The following is a 19,990-nucleotide window of genomic DNA, read 5'->3' as shown; positions in this document are numbered from 1 at the left end:
TTTGTAGAGCGCATTCCAATGCGCTGACCAGAGGCTAGTGACTGAAGCCCGGTTCTCTAAATAGAAAAGCCTGAAGAGGTCGATTGAAAAAATAGACGGGCCATCCGTCGCCAAGGCGCGTATTTCGCGCGATTGCTGGCACTTTGCAAACTTTTCCCCGGGCAACCGGTCGATTAGAGCAAGCGCAGCCGGCTCCGCACATCCTGCAAGATCCGCGCGGCTCCATTACACTGCGATCACTCCACTCATCTGTAACAAGGAATAACCTATGAGCGTGCTCAGTGAGTTCAAGGCCTTCGCGGTCAAGGGCAATGTGGTCGACATGGCCGTTGGTATCATCATCGGCGCGGCCTTCGGCAAGATCGTTTCGTCGTTTGTCGGCGACGTGGTGATGCCTCCGATCGGGCTGCTCATCGGCGGGGTCGACTTCAGTGCCCTGGCCATTACCTTGAAAGCCGCCGACGGCAATGTGCCAGCCGTGGTCCTGGCCTATGGCAAATTCATTCAGAGCTGCATCGACTTCATCATCGTCGCCTTCGCCATTTTCATGGGGGTCAAGGCCATCAACCGGCTCAAGCGCGAAGAGGCGGTAGCCCCGACCGTGCCGCCGATCCCGACCAAGGAAGAGGAACTGCTGGGCGAGATCCGCGACCTGCTCAAGGCCCAGGCCAACAAGCCCTGACTGCCACAACGCAGTGTCGCCCTACCAATAGTTCTCCACCGCCACCTGCCCGGGGCGCCGGCTCAGACTGAGCTGCAAGCCCCGTTGCTTGAGCAGCGCCCGGGTGTCATCGATCATCTGTGGATTGCCGCACAGCATCACCCGGGAATGCTCGGGTGACAGCGCCACCCCCGCCACCCGTTCAAGCTCGCCGCTCTCGATCAAGTGAGTGATGCGTCCGTTCAACAGACCCGGACACTGCTCGCGGGTCACCGTGGCAATGAACTGCAATTTGTGGCCGTGCTCGGCCAGGTAATCGCGCCCGGCCAGACCAGCGATCAGTTCCCCATAGGCCAGCTCCGCCGCCTCGCGGGCACTGTAGACCAGGATGATCCGCTCGAAGCGCTCCCAGACCTCGAAATCCTGCAGGATCGACAGGAACGGCGCGATACCGGTGCCGGTGGCCAGCAACCAGAGGTCGCGCCCGTCGACGAAACGGTCCAGGGTCAGGTAGCCAAATGCCTGTTTGTCCACCAGCAAGGTGTCGCCCTCGCGCAGACGACTCAGCTCGCTGGTGAATTCGCCCCCGGGCACGACGATGGAAAAGAATTCGAGGAACTCGTCATGGGGTGAGGACACCATCGAATAAGCCCGCCACACGACACTACCGTCGGCCTTGCTCACCCCAAGGCGGGCGAACTGGCCGGCTCGAAAACGAAAGCCGGCATCACGGCTGGCGCGCAAGGTGAACAGACTGGGGGTCAAGGGCTGGACATCGTGCAGCACCTGGCGGGTGAACTTCTCGGCGCTGGCAGTCATGACGTTCTCCGTAAGGCAGTGAAGGTCAGTGTCGCGCAAAGTCCATGGGAGAAACACCGGTACTTTGTGTTGGTATAGGATTTCCGGAAAACTTATACACATTAATTACAAAAATACACATACAACTGAAAACAACAGCTTATGTAAAACATTTCGACCAGCATTTAGTAAACACTCACAAATAGAAGCTCTTGCAGAGTCCGCAAAGGCCCTACTTACACCCACACCCTCCGCAAGGGTACAATCCAAAATGATAGCAAACCGCCCTCAATTACCGCACGACGCGCGATAACTGCTTTTTTTTAAAGTCGATAAAAATATCATCGGAGAGCAAAAAACATCGGCCCGCAATACGGATCTTTCCTACACTATTCCCGTCACCTTCGACCGTTACACGCAATCACGGAAGGGCACCTCAATGGAGAACTGGCAGGACAATCAACTGCATCAGCTCATGAGTGAAAAAGAAGAACAAGCAATCTTCAACGCAGTTTTCAATCTGGCCATGCAAATAGGTTTCACCTACGTATCATTCAGAATGACCACCTTACTCGGAAGCCATCAAACAAACAGCACAAGCTTCAACAACTACCCAAGTGAATGGAACAGATGCTATCAGCGCAACAACTACCAAACGATCGATCCGTTGGTTTTCCACTGTCATCGTTCGGTGTTCCCGATCCTCTGGTCCCCGGAGGTCTTTCAATCCACCCCAACACTCTGGAGAGACATGCAAGAGCATGGGTTGAGACAAGGATGCTCACAGTCCGTCCATGACGTTCGCGGCATCGTCAGTACCTTGAGTCTGGCGCGCAATTCGGTCCCGATTACCACCGATGAGTTCTACAGCAAGGCAGGGCAAGTGCTCTGGCTGTGCAACTGGCTGCATTCAGCGCTGGCAGACAAGCTGCTGCCGACCCCACGGTCGGACAACAGCTACCCGTTGTCGCCGCGCGAAGCCGAGATCATGAAGTGGACCGCGGAAGGCAAGACCGCCTCCGAGATTGCCGACATTCTCCACCTGACCACGCGCACCGTGGGTTTTCACATGAGCACGATCATGAGGAAGTTCGGGGTCAACAACAAAGCTTCCGCCGTCTTGTGTGCCGCCAAATCAGGGCTGCTTTTCTGAACGAGCACGGAGCGACCTGGCAGAAGGACCTGCCCTCAGAAGAAACAGGCAATCCGCGCCAAACCCACGTAAAATCCTTCGAACTTCTCTTCCCGCTTGTCCTGTCCTGACCTGTGACGAGGCAACATCGACGCTCCAGAGCCCTCCATGCCCCTGCTAGAAAGCCCGTTTGCCCGACTCGACCTGATCCGCCAGCCCGAACAACAGAACGAGCCCCTGCAAGCCTTCGATGCCGCGGATGAGTACCTGCTCGCGCATCTGGCCGAGCAGGGCGTGTCGGCCGAGACCCGGGTGCTGGTGCTCAACGACAGCTTCGGCGCCCTGGCCAGCAGCCTGGCCGGACAGGTGCGGGTGACCAGCAGCGGCGACTCGTTCCTCGGTGCCCTGGCGCTGGAAAAGAACCTGGTGCGTAACGGCCAGGCCTTCGACGCGGTGCCGCATATCCCCGCCAGCGAGACCTGGGCCGGGCCCTTCGACCGGGTGTTGGTCCGGGTGCCGAAGACCCTCGCGCTGCTGGAAGAACAGCTGATTCGCCTGCAAGGCCAGCTGGCCCCGGGCGCCCAGGTGATCGCCGGCGCCATGATCAAGCACCTGCCCAGGGCCGCCGGCGATCTGCTGGAGCGTTATATCGGCCCGGTGCAGGCGTCCCTGGCGGTGAAGAAGGCCCGCTTGCTGATCGCCACGCCCGAGGCCCGGGAGCCGGCCGTATCGCCCTACCCGACGCGCTACCGGCTCGACGAACCGGCCATCGAGCTGCTCAACCACGCCAATGTGTTCTGCCGCGAAGGCCTGGACATCGGCACCCGGGCCTTCCTGCCCCATCTGCCGGGCAACCTGGGTAGCGCGCAGGTCGCGGACCTGGGCTGCGGCAACGGGGTATTGGCGATCGCCAGCGCCCTGCAAAACCCCCAGGCCCAGTACACCCTGGTGGATGAGTCGTTCATGGCCGTGCAGTCGGCGCGGGAAAACTGGCGGGCAACGTTGGGCGAGCGCGAGGCAGTGATACGGGCTGGCGACGGCCTGGCGGGACAAGCGCCGCAATCGCTGGACGTGGTGTTGTGCAACCCGCCCTTCCACCAGCAGCAGGTGGTCGGTGACTTCCTCGCCTGGCGAATGTTCCAGCAGGCCCGTGAAGCCCTGGTGGTGGGCGGTGCGCTGTATATCGTCGGCAACCGCCACCTGGGTTATCACAGCAAGCTGGCGCGATTGTTCCGGGGCGTCGAACAAGTGGCGGCGACACCCAAGTTCGTGATTCTCAAGGCGCGCAAGTAACCGAACGTCAAAAGCTTCGCGGGCAAGCCCTGCTCCTACAGTTTGATGTCGTACGCAGAGTCTGTGTTCGGCACCGTACTGTAGGAGCAGGGCTTGCCCGCGAAAGGGCCCTCAATACCACCACAAAGATCGGCTAGTGCGTGGTCAACCCCGCCGCATTCATGAACAGCCGCATCAGGCTCGCGACCACGAACAATGCCAGCACGCTCCCCGTCCAGATAATCACCAGCCAGCCAATACGTTGCCAGAGCGGTTTCTTTTCCGCCGCCTCGATCTCATGCAAAGAAGGTTTGCCTGTCATAAACCCAATCCTCGTCTCTCAAATCCGCTGACGTTCCACAGGACGCCATCGCGAACGAGCCCACTCCTGCACGGAGCGGGCACACTCCCCTAGTGATAACCATCCTCGTGGGTCACCTTGCCGCGGAACACGTAGTAGCTCCAGAAGGTGTAGCCCAGGATGAACGGGATGATGAACAGCGTCCCCACCAGCATGAAGCCCTGGCTTTGCGGCGGCGCGGCGGCGTCCCAGATCGAGATCGACGGCGGCACGATATTCGGCCACAGGCTGATGCCCAAGCCGCTATACCCCAGGAAAATCAGCGCCAGGGTCAGCAGGAACGGCGTGTAGTGGGCGTTACGTGCCACCGCCCGGAGCAAGCCGTACAGCGTCACCAGCACCAGGATCGGCACCGGCAGGAACCAGAACAGGTTCGGCAAGGTAAACCAGCGCGCGGCGATCTCGGCATGGGCCAGGGGCGTCCAGAGACTGACCACCCCGATCACCGCCAACACCACATAGGCCAGGGGCCGCGCCAGGTCATGCATCTGCTCCTGCAACTTGCCCTCGGTCTTCATGATCAGCCAGGTGCAGCCGAGCAAGGCATAGGCCACCACCAGCGCCACGCCACAGAACAGCGTGAAGGGCGTCAACCAATCCAGAGAGCCGCCGGCGAACTGGCGATTGACCACCGGAATACCATCGATGAAAGCCCCCAGCGCCACGCCCTGGAAAAAGGTCGCGGTCAGTGAACCACCGATAAACGCCTTGTCCCAGATATGCCGCTTGTGCTCCTTGGCCTTGAAGCGGAACTCAAAGGCCACGCCACGAAAGATCAGCCCGATCAGCATCAGGATCAATGGCAGGTAGAGCGCCGACAGCACCACCGAATAGGCCAGCGGAAACGCGCCGAACAAGGCCGCGCCACCGAGCACCAGCCAGGTTTCGTTGCCGTCCCAGACCGGCGCGACGGTGTTCATCATCACATCGCGGTCACGGTCGTCCTTGATGAAGGGGAAGAGAATGCCGATCCCCAGGTCGAACCCATCCATGACCACGTACATCATGATGCCGAAGATGATGATCACGGCCCAGATCAGCGGAAGATCAATACCCATGACTCAGTTCCCCTTGTTCAGGTGGTGAGCATCTTCGGCGCCATCATCGGCGGCGGAGAGCGGACGGGCCGGCGTACGTTGCTGGCCGGGACCACCGTGGCTCGACTCGGCCCCTTCGTTGGTTTTCGGCCCTTTGCGCACCAGGCGCATCATGTAGCCCAGGCCGGCACCGAACAGCGAGAAATAGACCACGACGAACAGCGCCAGGGTGATGCTCATTTGCACCAAGGTGTGCCCGGACGAAGCATCCGCCGTGCGCATCAGGCCGTAGACCACCCAGGGCTGACGACCGATCTCCGTGGTGAACCAGCCGGCCAGGATCGCGATCAGGCCCGAAGGTCCCATCCACAGCGCCAGGTACAAGAAGGTACGGTTGCTGTAGAGGCGATCACGCTTGCGCAGCCACAGGCTCCAGAGCCCGGTGAAGATCATCAGGAAACCCAGGCCGACCATGACCCGGAACGACCAGAACACAATGGTCGAATTCGGCCGGTCTTGCGGCGGGAACTCCTTGAGGGCCGGCACCTGTTTGTCCAGGCTGTGGGTCAGGATCAGGCTGCCCAGGTAGGGAATCTCCACGGCGAAGCGGGTCTTCTCGGCTTTCATGTCCGGCAGGCCGAAGAGGATCAGCGGGGTCGGTTCGTTGCCGACGTTTTCCCAGTGGCCTTCGATGGCGGCAATCTTCGCCGGCTGGTGCTTGAGGGTGTTGAGGCCGTGGAAGTCACCGATCACCGCCTGGATCGGCGCGACGATCAGTGCCATCCACATGGCCATCGAGAGCATGGTGCGGATCGCCGGATTATCGCGTCCGCGCAACAGGTGCCAGGCCGCCGACGAGCCGACGAAAAACGCTGTCGCGACAAAGGCCGCCGTGGCCATGTGCATCAGCCGATAAGGGAAGGATGGGTTGAACACCACCGCAAACCAGTCCACCGGGATCACCCGGCCGTCGATGATTTCGTAGCCCTGGGGCGTCTGCATCCAGCTGTTGGACGAGAGAATCCAGAAGGTCGAGACCAGCGTACCGATGGCCACCATTACCGTGGAGAAGAAATGCAGGCCCCGTCCGACGCGGTTCCAACCGAACAGCATCACGCCGAGGAAACCGGCTTCGAGGAAGAACGCCGTGAGCACTTCATAGGTCAGCAACGGCCCGGTGACCGCACCGGCGAAGTCGGAGAAGCGACTCCAGTTGGTCCCGAACTGATAGGCCATGACCAACCCGGAGACCACGCCCATGCCGAAGTTGACGGCAAAGATCTTCGACCAGAAATGGTACAGATCGCGGTAGGTATCGTTGTGCGTCTTCAGCCACAAGCCTTCGAGTACCGCCAGGTAACTCGCCAGGCCGATGGTGATCGCCGGGAACAGGATATGGAAGGAGATGGTAAACGCGAATTGGATTCGGGCGAGATCGAGCGCCTCCAAACCGAACATAATGCTTCCTCTGTCAGGTATTGATCCGGATCAATCAACGTTGAAAGAGTAGTCCCATTCCGACGAGCTGCCTGCGTGGTCTTTTGCCGCGTGACAGGTTGTCTCAGCTCAGATGCCCTTCTGATCCGCAAAAAACCCGTGCAATCTGGCAACTTCTTGTTACACCCAAATGATAACCTCTGCTTTCCCCACGCCCCGACCGAGCCCCCGATGCCCGACACCACGCCGTTGCTGTTGCGCCACCACCGTCCGTTCCTGGCTTTCTGGCTGGCGCGGATCTTTACCGCCAGCGGCTTCCAGATGCTCACCGTGGCCATCGGCTGGAACCTCTACCAACTGACCGGCAATGTGCTGGACCTGGGCCTGGCTGGTCTGGTGCAGTTTGCCCCGCGGCTGCTGTTCATGCTGCACACCGGCCATGTCGCCGACCGCTACGACCGGCGCTACGTCTCGGCGCTGTGCCAGTCGTTGCAGGCGCTGATCGCCCTGAGCCTGGCCGTCGGCAGCGCGACCCACCACGTGACCCGGGAAATGATCTTTATCCTGGCGTTCCTGCTGGGGGCGGCGCGCTCTTTCGAAATGCCCACCACCCAGGCGCTGTTGCCGTCCATCGTCCCGGCGGCGCTGTTCCCGCGCGCCGTGGCCGCCGCGCAGTCGGCCCAGCAACTGGCGACCATCGTCGCCCCGGCCCTCGGTGGTTTGCTCTATGCCCTGGGCAGTGTCTGGGTCTATGGGCCCACTGTGGCCCTGTATGCGATCGCCTGCCTGCTGATGCTCAACCTGCCGGCGCGGCAGACCGCCCTGAACAAGGGCAAGGCCACCCTGCATTCGCTGTTGGCGGGGATTCGGTTTATCCGCAGTCGCCCGGACATCCTCGGGGCGATTTCCCTGGACCTGTTCGCCGTGCTGCTGGGCGGTGCCACGGCCCTGCTGCCGGTATTCGCCAAGGACATCCTGCTGACCGGCGCCTGGGGCCTGGGCCTGTTGCGCTCGGCCCCGGCGGTGGGCGCCCTGCTGATGTCGCTGTGGCTGGCGCGCTTCCCGGTGGAGCGCAAGGTCGGGCGGATCATGTTCACCGCCGTCGGCGTGTTCGGCGTGGCGACTATCGCCTTCGGCCTGTCGACCTCGTTCTGGTTCTCCCTGGCGGTGCTGGTGGTGCTGGGCGCGGCGGACATGATCAGCATGGTGATCCGTGCGTCCTTCGTGCAACTGGAAACCCCGGACGAGATGCGCGGTCGGGTCAGCGCCGTGAACGGGTTGTTTATCGGCGCCTCCAACCAGCTCGGCGAATTCGAGTCAGGATTGACGGCCAACTGGTTCGGCACCGTGCCCGCCGTGGTGATGGGCGGCATCGGCACCCTGGTGATCACCGGGAGCTGGATGAAACTGTTTCCGACCCTGGCCCGACGCGACCGTATGCACGAAGCCCCGGGTCAACCGGCACAAGCGGCTGAGCCTGCGAAAGTCGCTTAGTAGGCGGCGATTTGAATTTCCGCACCCAGGGTCCGCACCGGCGCCGTCAGCGAACGATCGGCGACGACGAAAGTGCCGACCTGCTGGCTGTCCAGCTCAAACACATAGGTGAATTTGTAACCCACCACCTTGCCACTGGTACAAGGTGCGAATGGCCGTTGGAATTCACAGAGTGAACTGCGCGTGGCGTATGTCAGGGGGACACCGTTGAGAAAGGCCAGCAGGCCGTGCCCATAACCCGACTCCACCACTGTCACGGTGATCGGCCCGCGATGGGCGCATTGGGTTTGCGTGCGACCGTCGGATACGTCCTCGACACAGCCCTTGGACACCACCGTATAGAGGCCGACGCCGATCAGCGCCTGGGCCGGCGCGGCAGACGCCGTCAGCACTGTACTGGCCATCACCAGGCCCATACCCAGGACCAGACTCTTCACTCGACTGCTCATAAATCCCTCCGAAAGGAGCCAGCAGTATGCCTGATGGACTCGGCGACGACACCGATGCCCCGCACCAGGGCAAATTTTTTGCCCATGTCCTGGCATCTTGCTTGCAACGCGCAGCCAACCGGCACAAACCACTGGTATGATGCGCGGCTTTTTTCCACAGACAGAAGCTCATCAGGCCGCTAGAGTCTGTGCTTGGCTGTTTGGGGATCGATTCATTCACGGCGCCGAGTGCGCCACGGGGGAGCAGAGATGCTGGAAAGGCTGTTTCAACTCAAGGCACACAACACCAATGTACGCACCGAGATACTCGCGGGCGTCACCACCTTCCTGGCCATGGCCTACATTCTGTTCGTCAACCCGAGCATCCTCGGCGAAACGGGCATGGACAAGGGCGCGGTGTTTGTCGCCACCTGTCTGGCCGCGGCCTTCGGCTCGACGGTCATGGGCCTGATCGCCAACTACCCGATCGCCCTCGCACCGGGCATGGGCCTGAACGCCTTCTTCACCTACACCGTGGTCCTGCACATGGGCCATACCTGGCAAGTCGCGCTGGGAGCGGTCTTCATCTCGGCGGTGTGCTTCTTCGTGCTGTCGATCTTCCGCATCCGCGAATGGATCATCAACAGCATCCCGCTGCCGCTGCGTTCGGCGATTGCCGCCGGTATCGGCCTGTTCCTGGCGCTGATCGCCCTGCACAACGCCGGCATCGTGGTGAGCAACCCGGCGACCATGGTCGGCCTCGGTGACCTCAAGCAGCCGGCACCGATCCTCGCGACCCTGGGCTTCGCCGCCATCGTCGCCCTGGACGCCCTGAAAGTCCGTGGCGCGGTGCTGATCGGCATCCTCGGCGTGACCATCGTCTCGATCCTGATGGGCTTCAGCCCGTTCGGCGGGATCGTCTCGGCACCGCCATCGCTGGCCCCGACCTTCCTGCAGCTGGACATCAAGGGCGCCCTGAACATCGGCCTGGTCAGCGTGATCTTCGCCTTCCTGTTCGTCGACCTGTTCGACAACTCCGGCACCCTGATCGGCGTCGCCAAGCGCGCCGGGTTGATGGGCAAGGACGGCCACATGCCGAAAATGGGTCGCGCGCTGATCGCCGACAGCACCGCCGCCATGGCCGGCTCGCTGCTGGGCACCTCGACCACCACCAGCTACATTGAATCGGCGGCGGGCGTCAGTGCCGGCGGCCGTACCGGCCTGACCGCCGTGGTGGTGGCCGTGCTGTTCCTCCTGGCGTTGTTCTTCGCCCCGCTGGCCGGCAGCGTCCCGGCGTTCGCCACCGCACCGGCGCTGCTGTTCGTCGCCGTGCTGATGACTTCGAGCCTGGCGGAAATCAACTGGGAGGACATCACCGAAGCCGCCCCCGTGGTGGTCACCGCCCTGGCCATGCCGTTCACCTATTCCATCGCCAATGGCATCGCGTTCGGCTTCATTGCCTGGACCGCGATCAAGCTGCTGTCCGGTCGCGCCCGCGAACTGAACCCGGCGCTGGTGATTCTGTCGATACTGTTCGTGATCAAGCTGGGCTGGTTCAACGCATGACTTTTGACTCCAACACCTACACCGCTCAGCTCGAAGACAAGGTCGCGCGCTTGCGCGACCTGCTGGCGCCGTTCGACGCCCCCGAGCCGCGGGTGTTCGACTCGCCCTTGCAGCACTTTCGCCTGCGGGCGGAGTTCCGCCTCTGGCGCGAAGCGGGCGAACGCCACTACGCGATGTTTTCCCAGGACGACAAGCGCACGCCGATCCTGATCGAGGAATTCCCCATCGCCAGCCTGCGCATCAATGAACTGATGCCCAAGCTCAAGGCCGCCTGGCAAGCCAGCGCGCCCCTGAGCCACAAGCTGTTCCAGGTGGAGTTCCTGACCACCCTGGCGGGCGATGCGATGATCACCCTGTGCTATCACCGTCCGCTGGACGAGCACTGGCAGACCGCCGCCGAGCAGCTGGCCGCCGACCTTGGGGTCAGCATCATCGGCCGTTCCAAGGGCAAGCGCGTGGTGATCGGCCACGACTACGTGGTGGAGAAATTCGAGATTGCCGGGCGCACCTTCAGCTACCGGCAACCGGAGGGTGCCTTTACCCAGCCCAACGGCACGGTGAACCAGAAGATGCTCAACTGGGCCTATGAAGCCCTGGGCGAGCGTTCCGACGATCTGCTGGAGTTGTATTGCGGCAACGGCAACTTCACCCTGCCGCTGGCGACCCGGGTGCGCAAGGTACTGGCCACCGAGATCAGCAAGACCTCGGTGAATGCGGCCTTGAGCAACCTCGACGAAAACGGCGTGGACAGCGTCACCCTGGTGCGCCTGTCCGCCGAGGAGTTGACCGAAGCACTGAGCGAGGTTCGCCCGTTCCGGCGCCTGCACGGCATCGACCTGAAAAGCTATGAGTTCGGCAGCGTATTCGTCGACCCACCGCGTGCCGGCATGGACCCGGACACCTGCGAGCTGACCCGGCGCTTCGACAATATCCTGTACATCTCCTGCAACCCGGAAACCCTGGCAGCGAATATCGCGCAGCTGCACGATACCCACCGCATCGAACGCTGCGCGCTGTTCGATCAATTCCCCTGGACCCATCATATGGAATCCGGGGTGTTGCTGACTCGTCGCTGACCGTCACATCACCTGTAGGAGCCGGCTTGCTGGCTCCTACAGTTCGGGTTCCAACGCAAAGATATCGTCGTGTTCAGTCCTTCACGAAGCCGAACAACTCCGCCGCCGTATTGCACAGCAGATGCTGACGTAACGGCGCGGCGCAGGCCAGACGGCGCAGACGATCAAGCTCCGAGCTGAAACCTACCTCCTGCTCATGCTGCGTATGCGGCCAATCGCTGCCCCACAACAAACGGTCCGGCCCCAGGGTTTGCAGCATCAACGACAAGGCCTTCTCGGCGAAATGCAGGTTTTCCATCGGCGTCCCGCCCAGCCGGTAAATACCCGAAACCTTGATCCACAAGCGCTGGCTTTCACCCAGTTCAAGCAGACGGGCAAAAGCCGGTTGCCCTGCCCCTAGCCGTGCATCGGGACGGCCGAAATGATCCACCACCACCTTGCAACCCAGCGCCAGCAACGGCTCGACCAAAGCCGGCAGATCCTCCAGTTGACGGTGCACTTCGACATGCCAGTCGAGGCGGCGCAAATGGCCGAAAAACACCTGCCACGGCGCTTCGGCAAAGTCCGGTAGCGGCTGCCCCATCAGATTCAAACGCACCCCCTTGACGCCGAGCTCGGCCATCCGTGACAGCTCGCTGAAACCAATATCGCGTTCGACCACCACCACCCCGCGCAGCTGTTCGGGCGCCTGCTGCAAGGCCGCCAACAGATAGCTGTTATCGGTGCCGAGAAAGCTCGGCTGCACCAACACGCCATGGCTCAAGCAGTTGTTCTGCAAGTGTTGCAGGTAAGTCTCCAGCGTAGCGTCGTAGCCCGGCGTATAACGGCGCCTGCTGGCAAGCCCCAGGCCGCGCTGGAAAACATGGGCATGGGCATCGATGCCGCGAATCGGCAGTGGGCAAGTCTCGGGCATGGAACTCATCTATGGCTGAAGCACCGCACAGGGCGGCGCGATATAAAGTTGAATCACGTCTGAACGCAGGTCTTGTGGCGATGAGGCCCTTGAGCCTGGCGTTGCCTGTCAGGACGCCTTCGCGGGCAAGCCCTGCTCCTACAAGTTACGTGGTGCTCTCAGGATAATTGGCGGGCATCTGCGCCCTTGGCCGACGCGACTTCCGGCACAGTCTCCTGCAGATTGCGGCCCTTGGTTTCCGGCAACGCCAACGCGGCCAGCACCGCCACGCCGTAGGCGATTCCCGCGTCGATACCGATGGCCGAACCCAGGGACATCGACTCGCTCATATGCCCGACCATGAACGGAAACACCGCCGACAGCACACGACCGAAGTTGTAGCAAAAACCCACCCCCGCACCGCGCACATCCGCCGGGTACAGCTCATTGAAGAACGACCCCAGGCTGGCCGGGATCCCGGCGGCGAAAAAGCCCAGGGGGAAGCCGAGGAACAGCATCTGGGTATTGCTCAACGGCAGGAACAGATAGCACTGCACCGTGATCACGCAACAGAAGGCGAAGAGGATGATGTTCTTGCGCCGGCCGATACGGTCCAGCAACAGACCGCTGACCACACAGCCGAACCAGAACGCCACGATGATCACCGCCAGGTAGCCGCCAGAACTCAACACCGAAAGGTTGCGTTCGGTCTTGAGGAAGGTCGGCAGCCAGGTCATCACCGCGTGATAACCACCGTGCGCCCCCAGACCGAGGATGCCGCCGAGCAGCGTCACCCGCAGCAACTCGGGACGGAAGATCGCCGCCATCGAAGCCAACAAACCACGGCTCTGGGCCTTGGCCTGGCGTTGCGCGCTGTCGGGTTCGACCACGCTGCGCCGCACATAAATCACCAGCAGCGCCGGCAACAGGCCCACCAGGAACATCACGCGCCAGGCCATGGCCTCGGGCACGAAGGTATAGATCAGCGTAAACACCCCGACCGCCGCGCCCCAGCCGATCGCCCAGGCGCTCTGTACCGCGCCCATGACCTTGCCGCGGAACCGGGCCTGGATGGTCTCGGCCATCAGCACCGCGCCCGCCGCCCATTCGCCGCCGATGCCAAAGCCTTGCAGCGCCTTGACGATCAGCAACTGGTTGAAACTGGTGACAAAGGCCGAAAGAAAGGTGAACAACGAGAACCAGAGGATCATCCATTGCAGCGTTCGGACCCGGCCATAGCGGTCGGACAGCGTGCCGCCGAGCCAGCCACCGATGGCCGAACTGATCAGGGTCACGCCGCTGACCAACCCGGCGTCGCCCTTGCTCAGGGCGAAGGCGGCGATCAGCGCCGGGATCGCCAGGCCGAACATTTGCACTTCCAGTGCGTCCAGGGACCAGCCGCCAAAGCAGGCCCAGAATGTCTTGCGCTCCCTCGAGGTGATATCGCGATACCAACTGAACATGATTTCTTATCCTTATAGGTGAACGGGGAGCGGACCAGGGCTCAGCGAATCTCGACGCTGTAGCGGAAGTGGCTGGCCTGGCCACGGGAGCGCCGCCACTCCAGCGGCTGGCCGGCGTAGTCGCGGGCCAGTCGCTCGATCACCACCACCGGGCTGTTGGCCTCGATCTGCAACAACCGCGCATGGACCTCGCCCACGGCTTCGGCGGTAAGGGTTTCCTCGGCACAGGCGACGACCTGGCCGCAGAGTTCCTCATAGATCGGATAGAGCAGCGGCCCCTGCTGGTCCAGGTCGGCGCTCAGCAGCGCCTGGAACGGCCCCTTGGGCAGCCAGATTTCCTCGGCCAGCACCGGCGCGCCTTCCAGCAGTCGCAGACGGACCATACGGATCACCTCGGCCTCGGGCGGCAGCCCCAGGGCCTGGCTGACCGCCGAGGGCGCGGGCAGGGAATCGATATTGAGGATTCGGCTTTCGGGGACCTGGCGTTCACCGGCCAGGGTCTGGAAGCGGAAGAAGCGGAACAGCGAAGACTGGAACTGCGGGCGACGGATAAAGGTGCCGCGGCCTTGATGGCGTTCGAGAATGCCCTCCTCCACCAGCTTGTCGATGGCCTTGCGCACGGTACCGATGGACAGCTGGTACTCGCCGGCCAGCACCGTTTCGGTGGGAATCGCCTCACCCGGGCGCCAGCGGTTGTTGGCTATTTGCCGGGCCAGTTCGTCACGCAGACGTTGATAAAGGGGCAGGCGTTCGTCGCTGGAAAGGGCATTCATTCTTGTAGTTATCCAGTCATCTATATGAATTTTTACCGAGTATTCTCCCTGGATGAAAAAGCGTCAAGTGGCGGGCCGAAACGGCCTGACGACCGGACTGGCGCTCACCCGCCCCAGCAGCAACACTCATTGCGACAGCAACAAGAGGATTCCCACATGCTCTGGAGAAAAGGACGGCGCAGCGACAACGTGGTGGATGCTCGCGATGACAGCAATGCCGGGAGTGGCGGTCTGCGTTTCGGCGGTGGCAAAGGCTTGAGCCTGGGCGCCGTCGTGTTGATCGTCGGCATCGGTCTGCTCACGGGCCAGGACCCCATGCAGATTCTCGGAGAACTCAGCAACCACCTCAGCCAGCAACCTTTAGCCCCCGCCACTCAGCCAACCCGCCAGGCACCGCCGGCCAACGATGAGCAGGCGGACTTCGTCCGGGCCATTCTCGGGGACACCGAAGACACCTGGGGCCAGATCTTCCAGCAGGCCGGTCGTCAATACAAAGACCCGACACTGGTGCTGTTCCACGGACGGGTCGCCTCCGCCTGCGGCCTGGCCTCCTCCGCCACAGGACCGTTCTATTGCCCGGCGGATCAACAGGTCTACCTGGACCTGGATTTTTTCCGCGAGATGTCCCAGCGCTTCAAGGCTGCCGGGGATTTTGCCCAGGCCTATGTGATCGCCCACGAAGTCGGCCATCACGTGCAAAACCTGCTCGGCGTGTCCGCCAGGATGCAGGCGGCCCGCCAGCAAGGGCAAAAGATGGAAGGCGCCGACGGCTTGCTGGTCCGCCAGGAACTGCAAGCCGATTGCCTGGCCGGGGTCTGGGCCAACCACGCGCAGCAACGTCTGAAATGGCTGGAACCCGGCGATATCGAAGAAGCCTTGAATGCCGCCAACGCAATCGGTGATGATCGTCTCCAGCAGCAGGGTCAGGGGCGCGTGGTGCCGGACTCCTTCACCCACGGCACCTCTGCGCAACGGGTGCGCTGGTTCAAGACCGGCTTCGCCCAAGGGCAACTCAACCAATGCGATACCTTCGCCGCCAAGAGTCTGTAAATGAAAAAAATACTGTGTGGGTCATTGTTGTTGGGCATGTGCGTGATCGGCGCCCAGGCCCAGGCCAAGGAACACGGGCTCGAAGTCAGCCCCAATCACTTGAAGTTGTCGGCCGGTGAATTGAGCGTCGGGCTCAATCGCGATTGGCAGGGGCCGATGCCGGATGTGGAACGGGTGCTGATCATCGTCCACGGTCGGCTGCGTAACGCCATGACCTATCTGCAGAGCGCGGAGACCGCCGCGGCCCAGGCGGGCCAGGACCGCAATACCCTGATCATCGCCCCGCAGTTCCTCAATGAAAGCGATGCGCGGGGCAATCACCTGCCGGGCAACCTGCTGCGCTGGCACGGCGATGACTGGATGGCCGGTTCGGAATCGACCGGGCCTTCGGCGATAAGCTCCTATGCGGCCCTGGACGAAGTGCTCCAGCGCCTGGGCAACAGGAAGAAGTTTCCGGCCCTGCGCGAAGTGGTCGTCGCCGGGCACTCCGGGGGTGGCCAGGTGGTGCAACGCTATGCGCTGGTAGGGCATGGCGATGCGCAATTGGCGGGGAGCGGCGTCAAGCTGCGCTATGTGGTCGCCAACCCGTCGTCCTATGCCTATTTCAACGCCCAGCGGCCAGTGGTGGGGTTCAGCCCGGCGAGTTGCCCGGGGTTCAACGACTGGAAGTATGGCCTGCAGAACCTGCCGGACTACGCCAAGGGGCAATCACCGGCGCAGTTGGAGCAGGGTTATGTGCAGCGCGATATCACCTACCTGCTGGGGCAACAGGACACCGACCCGAACCATCCGGCCCTGGACAAGAGCTGTGGCGCGGAGGCCCAGGGGGCGTATCGGTTGATTCGTGGGCATAACTATTTCGCCTACCTGCAACAGCGTCATCCGCAAGGGTTTACGCAGACGCTGGTCGAGGTGCCCGGGGTTGGGCATAACGGCGATGGGATGCTGACTTCGCCGCAGGGGCAGAAGGCGTTGTTTCAGCGCTAGCGGTTTACGGTACAGGCAGCGAGGGATGTGTTGCCTGGACTGACGTCTTCGCGGCGATGCGGCGTCCCGACAAGCCCTGCTCCTACAAATTTCTGTCGTGCATAGATTTTGCGGACGACAAATAACTGTAGGAGCAGGGCTTGCCCGCGAAGAGGCCCTCAAGCCGAAAGCATCTGCCGAAGCGCCACGCAATCCTCGGCATGCCAGTCGGTCAACTCCGGCCATGGGTTGTCCGGCAGGTTGACCAATATGGTCCGAGCCCCCGCCGCTCGCCCGCAATCCAGGTCGAAACGATAGTCACCGACCATCACCATCTCGCTCGGCGCCACCTCCCAGGCTTCGGCCAATTTCAGCAAACCGCCCGGATGCGGCTTGGGCGGTGCTTCATCGCGACCCAGCACATCGGCCTCGGCAAAACAGTCCGCCAAACCAATGGCCTCCAGTGTCACATGGGCCAACTCGCGGGCATTGCGCGTCAGGATACCCAGGCGATAACCGCGCCCGGCCAACTCACGCACCAGCTCCACCGCCCCCACCGCCGGCTTGGAACCCAACGCCAGATCCCGCTCATGCTCCAGCAACCAGGCATGCTTGGCCGCGGCCTCATCCGCCGGCAACGCCGCCAGATGCGTGAGGATATCGTGCTCCGGCGGAATTGACAGGGCCACACGAATCGCAGCGAAATCGTGCACGGCCACGGTCAGGGTGCCGTCCATATCGAACACCCAATGACGTACCTCGGACAGACTCATGCCCAATCCTTGCGATGACGGATCAAGCCTTCCTGGGTCACCGATGCCACCAGCACACCGGCGCGGTTGTACACGCTCCCTCTGGAAAATCCGCGGGAATTGCCGGCCCACGGGCTGTCCATGGCATAGAGCAACCAGTCGTCAGCGCGCAGATCGGCATGGAACCACAAGGCATGATCAAGACTGGCGACCTGCATATCCTTCTGCCACACCGACTTGCCATGGGGCAGCAAGGACGTGGTCAGCAGACCGAAGTCCGAAGCGTAGGCCAGCAGATACTTATGCAGTGCCGGCGAGTCGGCCAATGCCCCATCGGCACGGAACCAGACGTACTTCACCGGGTCCGACGGCTGCGGGTTGTAAGGGTCCTTCTCGGTGACCGGGCGCACTTCGATGGGCTTGGGGCACAGGAGTTTTTCACGCATATGTTCGGGAATCAGGTGCGCGCGTTGCTGGGTGAGCTCCAGCTCCGTGGCCAGGTTCTCCGGCCCGACGACCTGGGGCATGCTGCTCTGGTGCTCGAAACCTTCCTCGTCGTACTGGAACGAGGCGCTGCAGGTGAAGATCGGCTGGCCCTTCTGGATCGCCGTGACGCGCCGCGTGCTGAAGCTGCCGCCGTCGCGCACCCGGTCGACCGAGTAGACCACCGGCAAGCCGGCATCGCCCGGGCGCAGGAAATAACCGTGCATCGAATGCACATGCCGCGCTTGCTCGACCGTCTGGCTGGCCGCCGACAACGACTGGCCCAGCACCTGGCCACCGAACAACTGGCGAAAGCCCAGGTCCTGGCTGCGGCCGCGAAACAGGTTTTCTTCAATCGGTTCCAGGGTCAGCAAGTCGACCAGGTCTTCCAGCACTTGGCTCATTCAAACGCTCCTCACACAGGGCAATACTGTTCACTTAACGACGATATCAAGCCATCCGTGCTTGTGTGGCCGGCACGCTGGCCACAGGCCTCGAATGATACAGCCTTTGTCGCTCCCGGCGGTGCAGCGGATCGGCCAACCCCGGGGTTATCCTTGCAGGGTGCGCAGCCATTGCGCGTGGTTGATGCGGTAGAGCACGTGGCGGCGCAACGGATGATCGTCGGCCAGCTTCGGATGCTCGAAGTCCGATTGCGGGTCGTAATGCATGCCGATGGCCTGCATGACCTTCTGCGATGCCGTATTGCTCTCGCTGGTAAAGGCCACGACCTCGTCCAGGGACAGGCGCTCGAAACCGCAGCGCAAGGCGGTCCAGGCCGCCTCGCTGGCATAACCCAGGCCCCAGTGCTCGCTGGACAGGCGCCAAGCGATCTCCACCGCCGGGGTGAAGGTGGCCTCGAAGTTCACCTGCATCAGCCCGGTCAGGCCGATAAAGGCCCCGGTGTCCTTGCGTTCCAGCGCCCAGAGGCCAAAGCCGTATTCGGCGAAGTGCCCGCGAATCCGACCGATCAGCGCGGCACTTTCCAGACGGTTGAGGACTGTCGGAAAATAGCGCATCACCTGAGGATCGGCACACATCCGGGCAAACTCCGGCAAGTCCTCGTCGCGCCACTGGCGCAACAGCAAGCGTGCACTCTCAAGTTCCAGTATCGGCCCCATCAATTCTCTCTCCGGATTCTTTCAACACGGACTCCCTGCTCGTCAGTGTATCGCGCTGATAAGATCCTTCACTCCTTCCTACATGAATTCGCCATGCCGTTGCCTTTGATCTACCACGATGATTACAGCCCGGACTTCCCCGCGGACCATCGCTTTCCCATGGACAAATTCCGCCTGCTGCGCGACCACCTGGTGGACAGCGGCCTGACCCGGGACGCCGATCTGCTGCGCCCGGCCATCTGCCCTGTGGATATCCTCGCCCTGGCCCACGACCGTGGCTACATCGAGCGCTATATGGCCGGCGAACTGTCCCGCGAAGACCAGCGCCGCCTTGGCCTGCCCTGGAACGAGGCCCTGGCGCGGCGCACCGTGCGCGCGGTGGGCGGCTCGCTGCTGGCCGCCGAACAGGCGCTGGAGCACGGCCTGGCCTGCCACCTGGCGGGCGGCACCCACCATGCCCATTACGATCACCCGGCGGGTTTCTGCATTTTCAACGACCTGGCAGTCATCAGCCGCTACCTGCTGGAAAGCGGCCGCGTGGGCCGGGTGCTGATCTTCGACTGCGACGTGCACCAGGGCGACGGCACCGCGCGCATTCTGGAAGACACCGCGGACGCCATCACGGTGTCCCTGCACTGCGAGAAAAACTTCCCGGCGCGCAAGGCCCACAGCGATTGGGATATCCCCTTGCCGATGGGCATGGGTGACGGCGACTACCTCAAGGTGGTGGATGACGCGTTGAACTACCTGCTGCCGCTCTACCAGCCGGACCTGGTGCTGTATGACGCCGGCGTGGATGTGCACAAGGACGATGCCCTGGGTTACCTGAAACTCACCGATGAAGGGCTGGCCGCCCGGGATGAAAGTGTCCTGCGCCATTGCCTGGGCCGGGATATCCCGGTGGTCGGGGTGATCGGCGGTGGCTACAGCAAGGATCGCCAGGCCCTGGCCCGGCGCCACGGGATCCTGCACCACAGCGCGCGGAAGGTCTGGGCGTCATCAGGTTGTCACTGAAGCCTGGGCTTACCCACAATGGCTGTGGAACCGCCTGTGGATAACCTGAGTGAAATGCGCTGCAGGTCTTATGGGGAAAGGGCTGCGCGAGACTGTATGTTTTTCGTACAGCGCCGCTGAAGCCACCGCTCCCCCTACAGAGGAATGCGATCTACTGTAGGAGCCAGCTTGCTGGCGATAGCGGCCGGACAGACAACACAAGGCTCAAGGGCCT

Annotated in this window: 20 protein-coding genes; 9 read left to right on the top strand and 11 right to left on the bottom strand. The window is 62.3% G+C overall.

Annotated features, from left to right (window positions below):
• Window positions 1-268 precede the first annotated feature (268 nt).
• The gene (gene mscL / locus M5B42_RS26530; protein WP_177099314.1) at window positions 269-682 is read left to right on the top strand and encodes a large-conductance mechanosensitive channel protein MscL; all 414 of its coding nucleotides are present in this window, start codon (window positions 269-271) and stop codon (window positions 680-682) included.
• Between the two features lie 21 nt (window positions 683-703).
• On the opposite strand, the gene M5B42_RS26525 is transcribed toward mscL, so the two are convergent.
• Window positions 704-1,480 (bottom strand): ferredoxin--NADP reductase, encoded by a 777-nt coding sequence (locus M5B42_RS26525; RefSeq protein ID WP_152741768.1) that lies wholly within the window; start codon window positions 1,478-1,480, stop codon window positions 704-706.
• Between the two features lie 418 nt (window positions 1,481-1,898).
• On the opposite strand from M5B42_RS26525, the gene M5B42_RS26520 reads away from it, so the two are divergent.
• Complete coding sequence (locus M5B42_RS26520; protein ID WP_103498102.1) at window positions 1,899-2,612, top strand: LuxR family transcriptional regulator; 714 nt, start codon at window positions 1,899-1,901, stop codon at window positions 2,610-2,612.
• Window positions 2,613-2,759: 147 nt separating this feature from the next.
• Window positions 2,760-3,884: a methyltransferase gene (locus M5B42_RS26515; protein WP_248747473.1), complete on the top strand. Its 1,125-nt coding sequence runs from the start codon at window positions 2,760-2,762 to the stop codon at window positions 3,882-3,884.
• A gap of 133 nt (window positions 3,885-4,017) precedes the next feature.
• Here the strand turns inward: M5B42_RS26515 and M5B42_RS26510 are convergent, their stop codons facing one another.
• The 3 genes from M5B42_RS26510 to M5B42_RS26500 form a co-directional block, all read right to left on the bottom strand.
• Entirely contained in the window at window positions 4,018-4,185 is a 168-nt protein-coding gene (locus M5B42_RS26510; protein WP_103498104.1) for a DUF2474 domain-containing protein, read from the bottom strand.
• Between the two features lie 89 nt (window positions 4,186-4,274).
• The gene (cydB, locus tag M5B42_RS26505; RefSeq protein WP_100941470.1) at window positions 4,275-5,282 is read right to left on the bottom strand and encodes a cytochrome d ubiquinol oxidase subunit II; all 1,008 of its coding nucleotides are present in this window, start codon (window positions 5,280-5,282) and stop codon (window positions 4,275-4,277) included.
• 3 nt (window positions 5,283-5,285) lie between these two features.
• Window positions 5,286-6,719 carry a cytochrome ubiquinol oxidase subunit I gene (locus tag M5B42_RS26500; RefSeq protein WP_247263170.1) on the bottom strand — a complete coding sequence of 478 codons (1,434 nt, stop codon included), beginning with the start codon at window positions 6,717-6,719 and terminating at the stop codon, window positions 5,286-5,288.
• A gap of 210 nt (window positions 6,720-6,929) precedes the next feature.
• Here M5B42_RS26500 and M5B42_RS26495 point away from each other — a divergent pair, with 210 nt between their 5' ends.
• Window positions 6,930-8,192: an MFS transporter gene (locus M5B42_RS26495; protein WP_152741764.1), complete on the top strand. Its 1,263-nt coding sequence runs from the start codon at window positions 6,930-6,932 to the stop codon at window positions 8,190-8,192.
• Here M5B42_RS26495 and M5B42_RS26490 read toward each other — a convergent pair.
• Window positions 8,189-8,641 (bottom strand): DUF4879 domain-containing protein, encoded by a 453-nt coding sequence (locus tag M5B42_RS26490; protein ID WP_103495862.1) that lies wholly within the window; start codon window positions 8,639-8,641, stop codon window positions 8,189-8,191. The two genes, M5B42_RS26495 and M5B42_RS26490, sit on opposite strands and share 4 nt — an antisense overlap.
• A 249-nt stretch (window positions 8,642-8,890) precedes the next feature.
• On the opposite strand from M5B42_RS26490, the gene M5B42_RS26485 reads away from it, so the two are divergent.
• Together M5B42_RS26485 and trmA are read left to right on the top strand one after the other, a co-directional pair.
• Window positions 8,891-10,186, top strand: coding sequence for an NCS2 family permease (locus M5B42_RS26485; RefSeq protein ID WP_248747472.1), 1,296 nt, complete (start codon window positions 8,891-8,893; stop codon window positions 10,184-10,186).
• Entirely contained in the window at window positions 10,183-11,262 is a 1,080-nt protein-coding gene (trmA, locus tag M5B42_RS26480; RefSeq protein ID WP_248747471.1) for a tRNA (uridine(54)-C5)-methyltransferase TrmA, read from the top strand. Before M5B42_RS26485 ends, trmA begins: the two co-directional genes overlap by 4 nt.
• 73 nt (window positions 11,263-11,335) lie before the next feature.
• Here the strand turns inward: trmA and M5B42_RS26475 are convergent, their stop codons facing one another.
• The 3 genes from M5B42_RS26475 to M5B42_RS26465 all read right to left on the bottom strand — a co-directional run bounded on the left by M5B42_RS26475 (window position 11,336) and on the right by M5B42_RS26465 (window position 14,390).
• The gene (locus M5B42_RS26475) at window positions 11,336-12,175 is read right to left on the bottom strand and encodes an amidohydrolase family protein (RefSeq protein WP_248747470.1); all 840 of its coding nucleotides are present in this window, start codon (window positions 12,173-12,175) and stop codon (window positions 11,336-11,338) included.
• Window positions 12,176-12,333: 158 nt separating this feature from the next.
• A complete protein-coding gene (locus M5B42_RS26470) occupies window positions 12,334-13,617 on the bottom strand; it encodes an MFS transporter (protein WP_177099298.1) in 1,284 nt (427 codons plus the stop codon).
• A 41-nt stretch (window positions 13,618-13,658) separates the two neighbouring features.
• Entirely contained in the window at window positions 13,659-14,390 is a 732-nt protein-coding gene (locus M5B42_RS26465; RefSeq protein WP_103495857.1) for a GntR family transcriptional regulator, read from the bottom strand.
• Window positions 14,391-14,546: 156 nt separating this feature from the next.
• On the opposite strand from M5B42_RS26465, the gene M5B42_RS26460 reads away from it, so the two are divergent.
• Both M5B42_RS26460 and M5B42_RS26455 read left to right on the top strand, forming a co-directional pair.
• A complete protein-coding gene (locus M5B42_RS26460; protein WP_248747469.1) occupies window positions 14,547-15,440 on the top strand; it encodes a neutral zinc metallopeptidase in 894 nt (297 codons plus the stop codon).
• A complete protein-coding gene (locus M5B42_RS26455) occupies window positions 15,441-16,427 on the top strand; it encodes an alpha/beta hydrolase (RefSeq protein WP_248747468.1) in 987 nt (328 codons plus the stop codon).
• Between the two features lie 158 nt (window positions 16,428-16,585).
• On the opposite strand, the gene M5B42_RS26450 is transcribed toward M5B42_RS26455, so the two are convergent.
• The 3 genes from M5B42_RS26450 to M5B42_RS26440 form a co-directional block, all read right to left on the bottom strand.
• Window positions 16,586-17,179 carry an HAD family hydrolase gene (locus M5B42_RS26450; protein WP_248747467.1) on the bottom strand — a complete coding sequence of 198 codons (594 nt, stop codon included), beginning with the start codon at window positions 17,177-17,179 and terminating at the stop codon, window positions 16,586-16,588.
• Entirely contained in the window at window positions 17,176-18,045 is an 870-nt protein-coding gene (gene tesB, locus M5B42_RS26445; RefSeq protein ID WP_103495853.1) for an acyl-CoA thioesterase II, read from the bottom strand. The genes M5B42_RS26450 and tesB overlap by 4 nt, the downstream gene beginning before the upstream one ends.
• 147 nt (window positions 18,046-18,192) lie before the next feature.
• Complete coding sequence (locus M5B42_RS26440) at window positions 18,193-18,762, bottom strand: GNAT family N-acetyltransferase (RefSeq protein ID WP_103495852.1); 570 nt, start codon at window positions 18,760-18,762, stop codon at window positions 18,193-18,195.
• Window positions 18,763-18,855: 93 nt separating this feature from the next.
• Here M5B42_RS26440 and M5B42_RS26435 point away from each other — a divergent pair, with 93 nt between their 5' ends.
• On the top strand, window positions 18,856-19,776 hold the full coding sequence (locus M5B42_RS26435) for a histone deacetylase (protein WP_248747466.1): 921 nt from the start codon (window positions 18,856-18,858) through the stop codon (window positions 19,774-19,776).
• Window positions 19,777-19,990 lie beyond the last annotated feature (214 nt).

Origin of the sequence: Pseudomonas sp. MWU12-2037 (assembly GCF_023242345.1) — a bacterium.
Classification (GTDB): Bacteria; Pseudomonadota; Gammaproteobacteria; order Pseudomonadales; family Pseudomonadaceae; genus Aquipseudomonas; species Aquipseudomonas gingeri_D.
This window is presented reverse-complemented; position numbering and strand designations above follow the sequence as displayed.

Excerpts from the sequence above, each read along its gene's own strand:
- M5B42_RS26475 (WP_248747470.1), bottom strand. The coding sequence starts at position 12,175 with ATGCCCGAGACTTGCCCACTGCCGATTCGCGGCATCGATGCCCATGCC.
- cydB (WP_100941470.1), bottom strand. The coding sequence starts at position 5,282 with ATGGGTATTGATCTTCCGCTGATCTGGGCCGTGATCATCATCTTCGGC.
- trmA (WP_248747471.1), top strand. The coding sequence starts at position 10,183 with ATGACTTTTGACTCCAACACCTACACCGCTCAGCTCGAAGACAAGGTC.
- M5B42_RS26440 (WP_103495852.1), bottom strand. The coding sequence starts at position 18,762 with ATGGGGCCGATACTGGAACTTGAGAGTGCACGCTTGCTGTTGCGCCAG.
- M5B42_RS26455 (WP_248747468.1), top strand. The coding sequence starts at position 15,441 with ATGAAAAAAATACTGTGTGGGTCATTGTTGTTGGGCATGTGCGTGATC.
- M5B42_RS26515 (WP_248747473.1), top strand. The coding sequence starts at position 2,760 with ATGCCCCTGCTAGAAAGCCCGTTTGCCCGACTCGACCTGATCCGCCAG.
- M5B42_RS26510 (WP_103498104.1), bottom strand. The coding sequence starts at position 4,185 with ATGACAGGCAAACCTTCTTTGCATGAGATCGAGGCGGCGGAAAAGAAA.
- mscL (WP_177099314.1), top strand. The coding sequence starts at position 269 with ATGAGCGTGCTCAGTGAGTTCAAGGCCTTCGCGGTCAAGGGCAATGTG.
- tesB (WP_103495853.1), bottom strand. The coding sequence starts at position 18,045 with ATGAGCCAAGTGCTGGAAGACCTGGTCGACTTGCTGACCCTGGAACCG.
- M5B42_RS26520 (WP_103498102.1), top strand. The coding sequence starts at position 1,899 with ATGGAGAACTGGCAGGACAATCAACTGCATCAGCTCATGAGTGAAAAA.
- M5B42_RS26470 (WP_177099298.1), bottom strand. The coding sequence starts at position 13,617 with ATGTTCAGTTGGTATCGCGATATCACCTCGAGGGAGCGCAAGACATTC.
- M5B42_RS26460 (WP_248747469.1), top strand. The coding sequence starts at position 14,547 with ATGCTCTGGAGAAAAGGACGGCGCAGCGACAACGTGGTGGATGCTCGC.
- M5B42_RS26485 (WP_248747472.1), top strand. The coding sequence starts at position 8,891 with ATGCTGGAAAGGCTGTTTCAACTCAAGGCACACAACACCAATGTACGC.
- M5B42_RS26500 (WP_247263170.1), bottom strand. The coding sequence starts at position 6,719 with ATGTTCGGTTTGGAGGCGCTCGATCTCGCCCGAATCCAATTCGCGTTT.
- M5B42_RS26465 (WP_103495857.1), bottom strand. The coding sequence starts at position 14,390 with ATGAATGCCCTTTCCAGCGACGAACGCCTGCCCCTTTATCAACGTCTG.
- M5B42_RS26525 (WP_152741768.1), bottom strand. The coding sequence starts at position 1,480 with ATGACTGCCAGCGCCGAGAAGTTCACCCGCCAGGTGCTGCACGATGTC.
- M5B42_RS26490 (WP_103495862.1), bottom strand. The coding sequence starts at position 8,641 with ATGAGCAGTCGAGTGAAGAGTCTGGTCCTGGGTATGGGCCTGGTGATG.
- M5B42_RS26450 (WP_248747467.1), bottom strand. The coding sequence starts at position 17,179 with ATGAGTCTGTCCGAGGTACGTCATTGGGTGTTCGATATGGACGGCACC.
- M5B42_RS26435 (WP_248747466.1), top strand. The coding sequence starts at position 18,856 with ATGCCGTTGCCTTTGATCTACCACGATGATTACAGCCCGGACTTCCCC.
- M5B42_RS26495 (WP_152741764.1), top strand. The coding sequence starts at position 6,930 with ATGCCCGACACCACGCCGTTGCTGTTGCGCCACCACCGTCCGTTCCTG.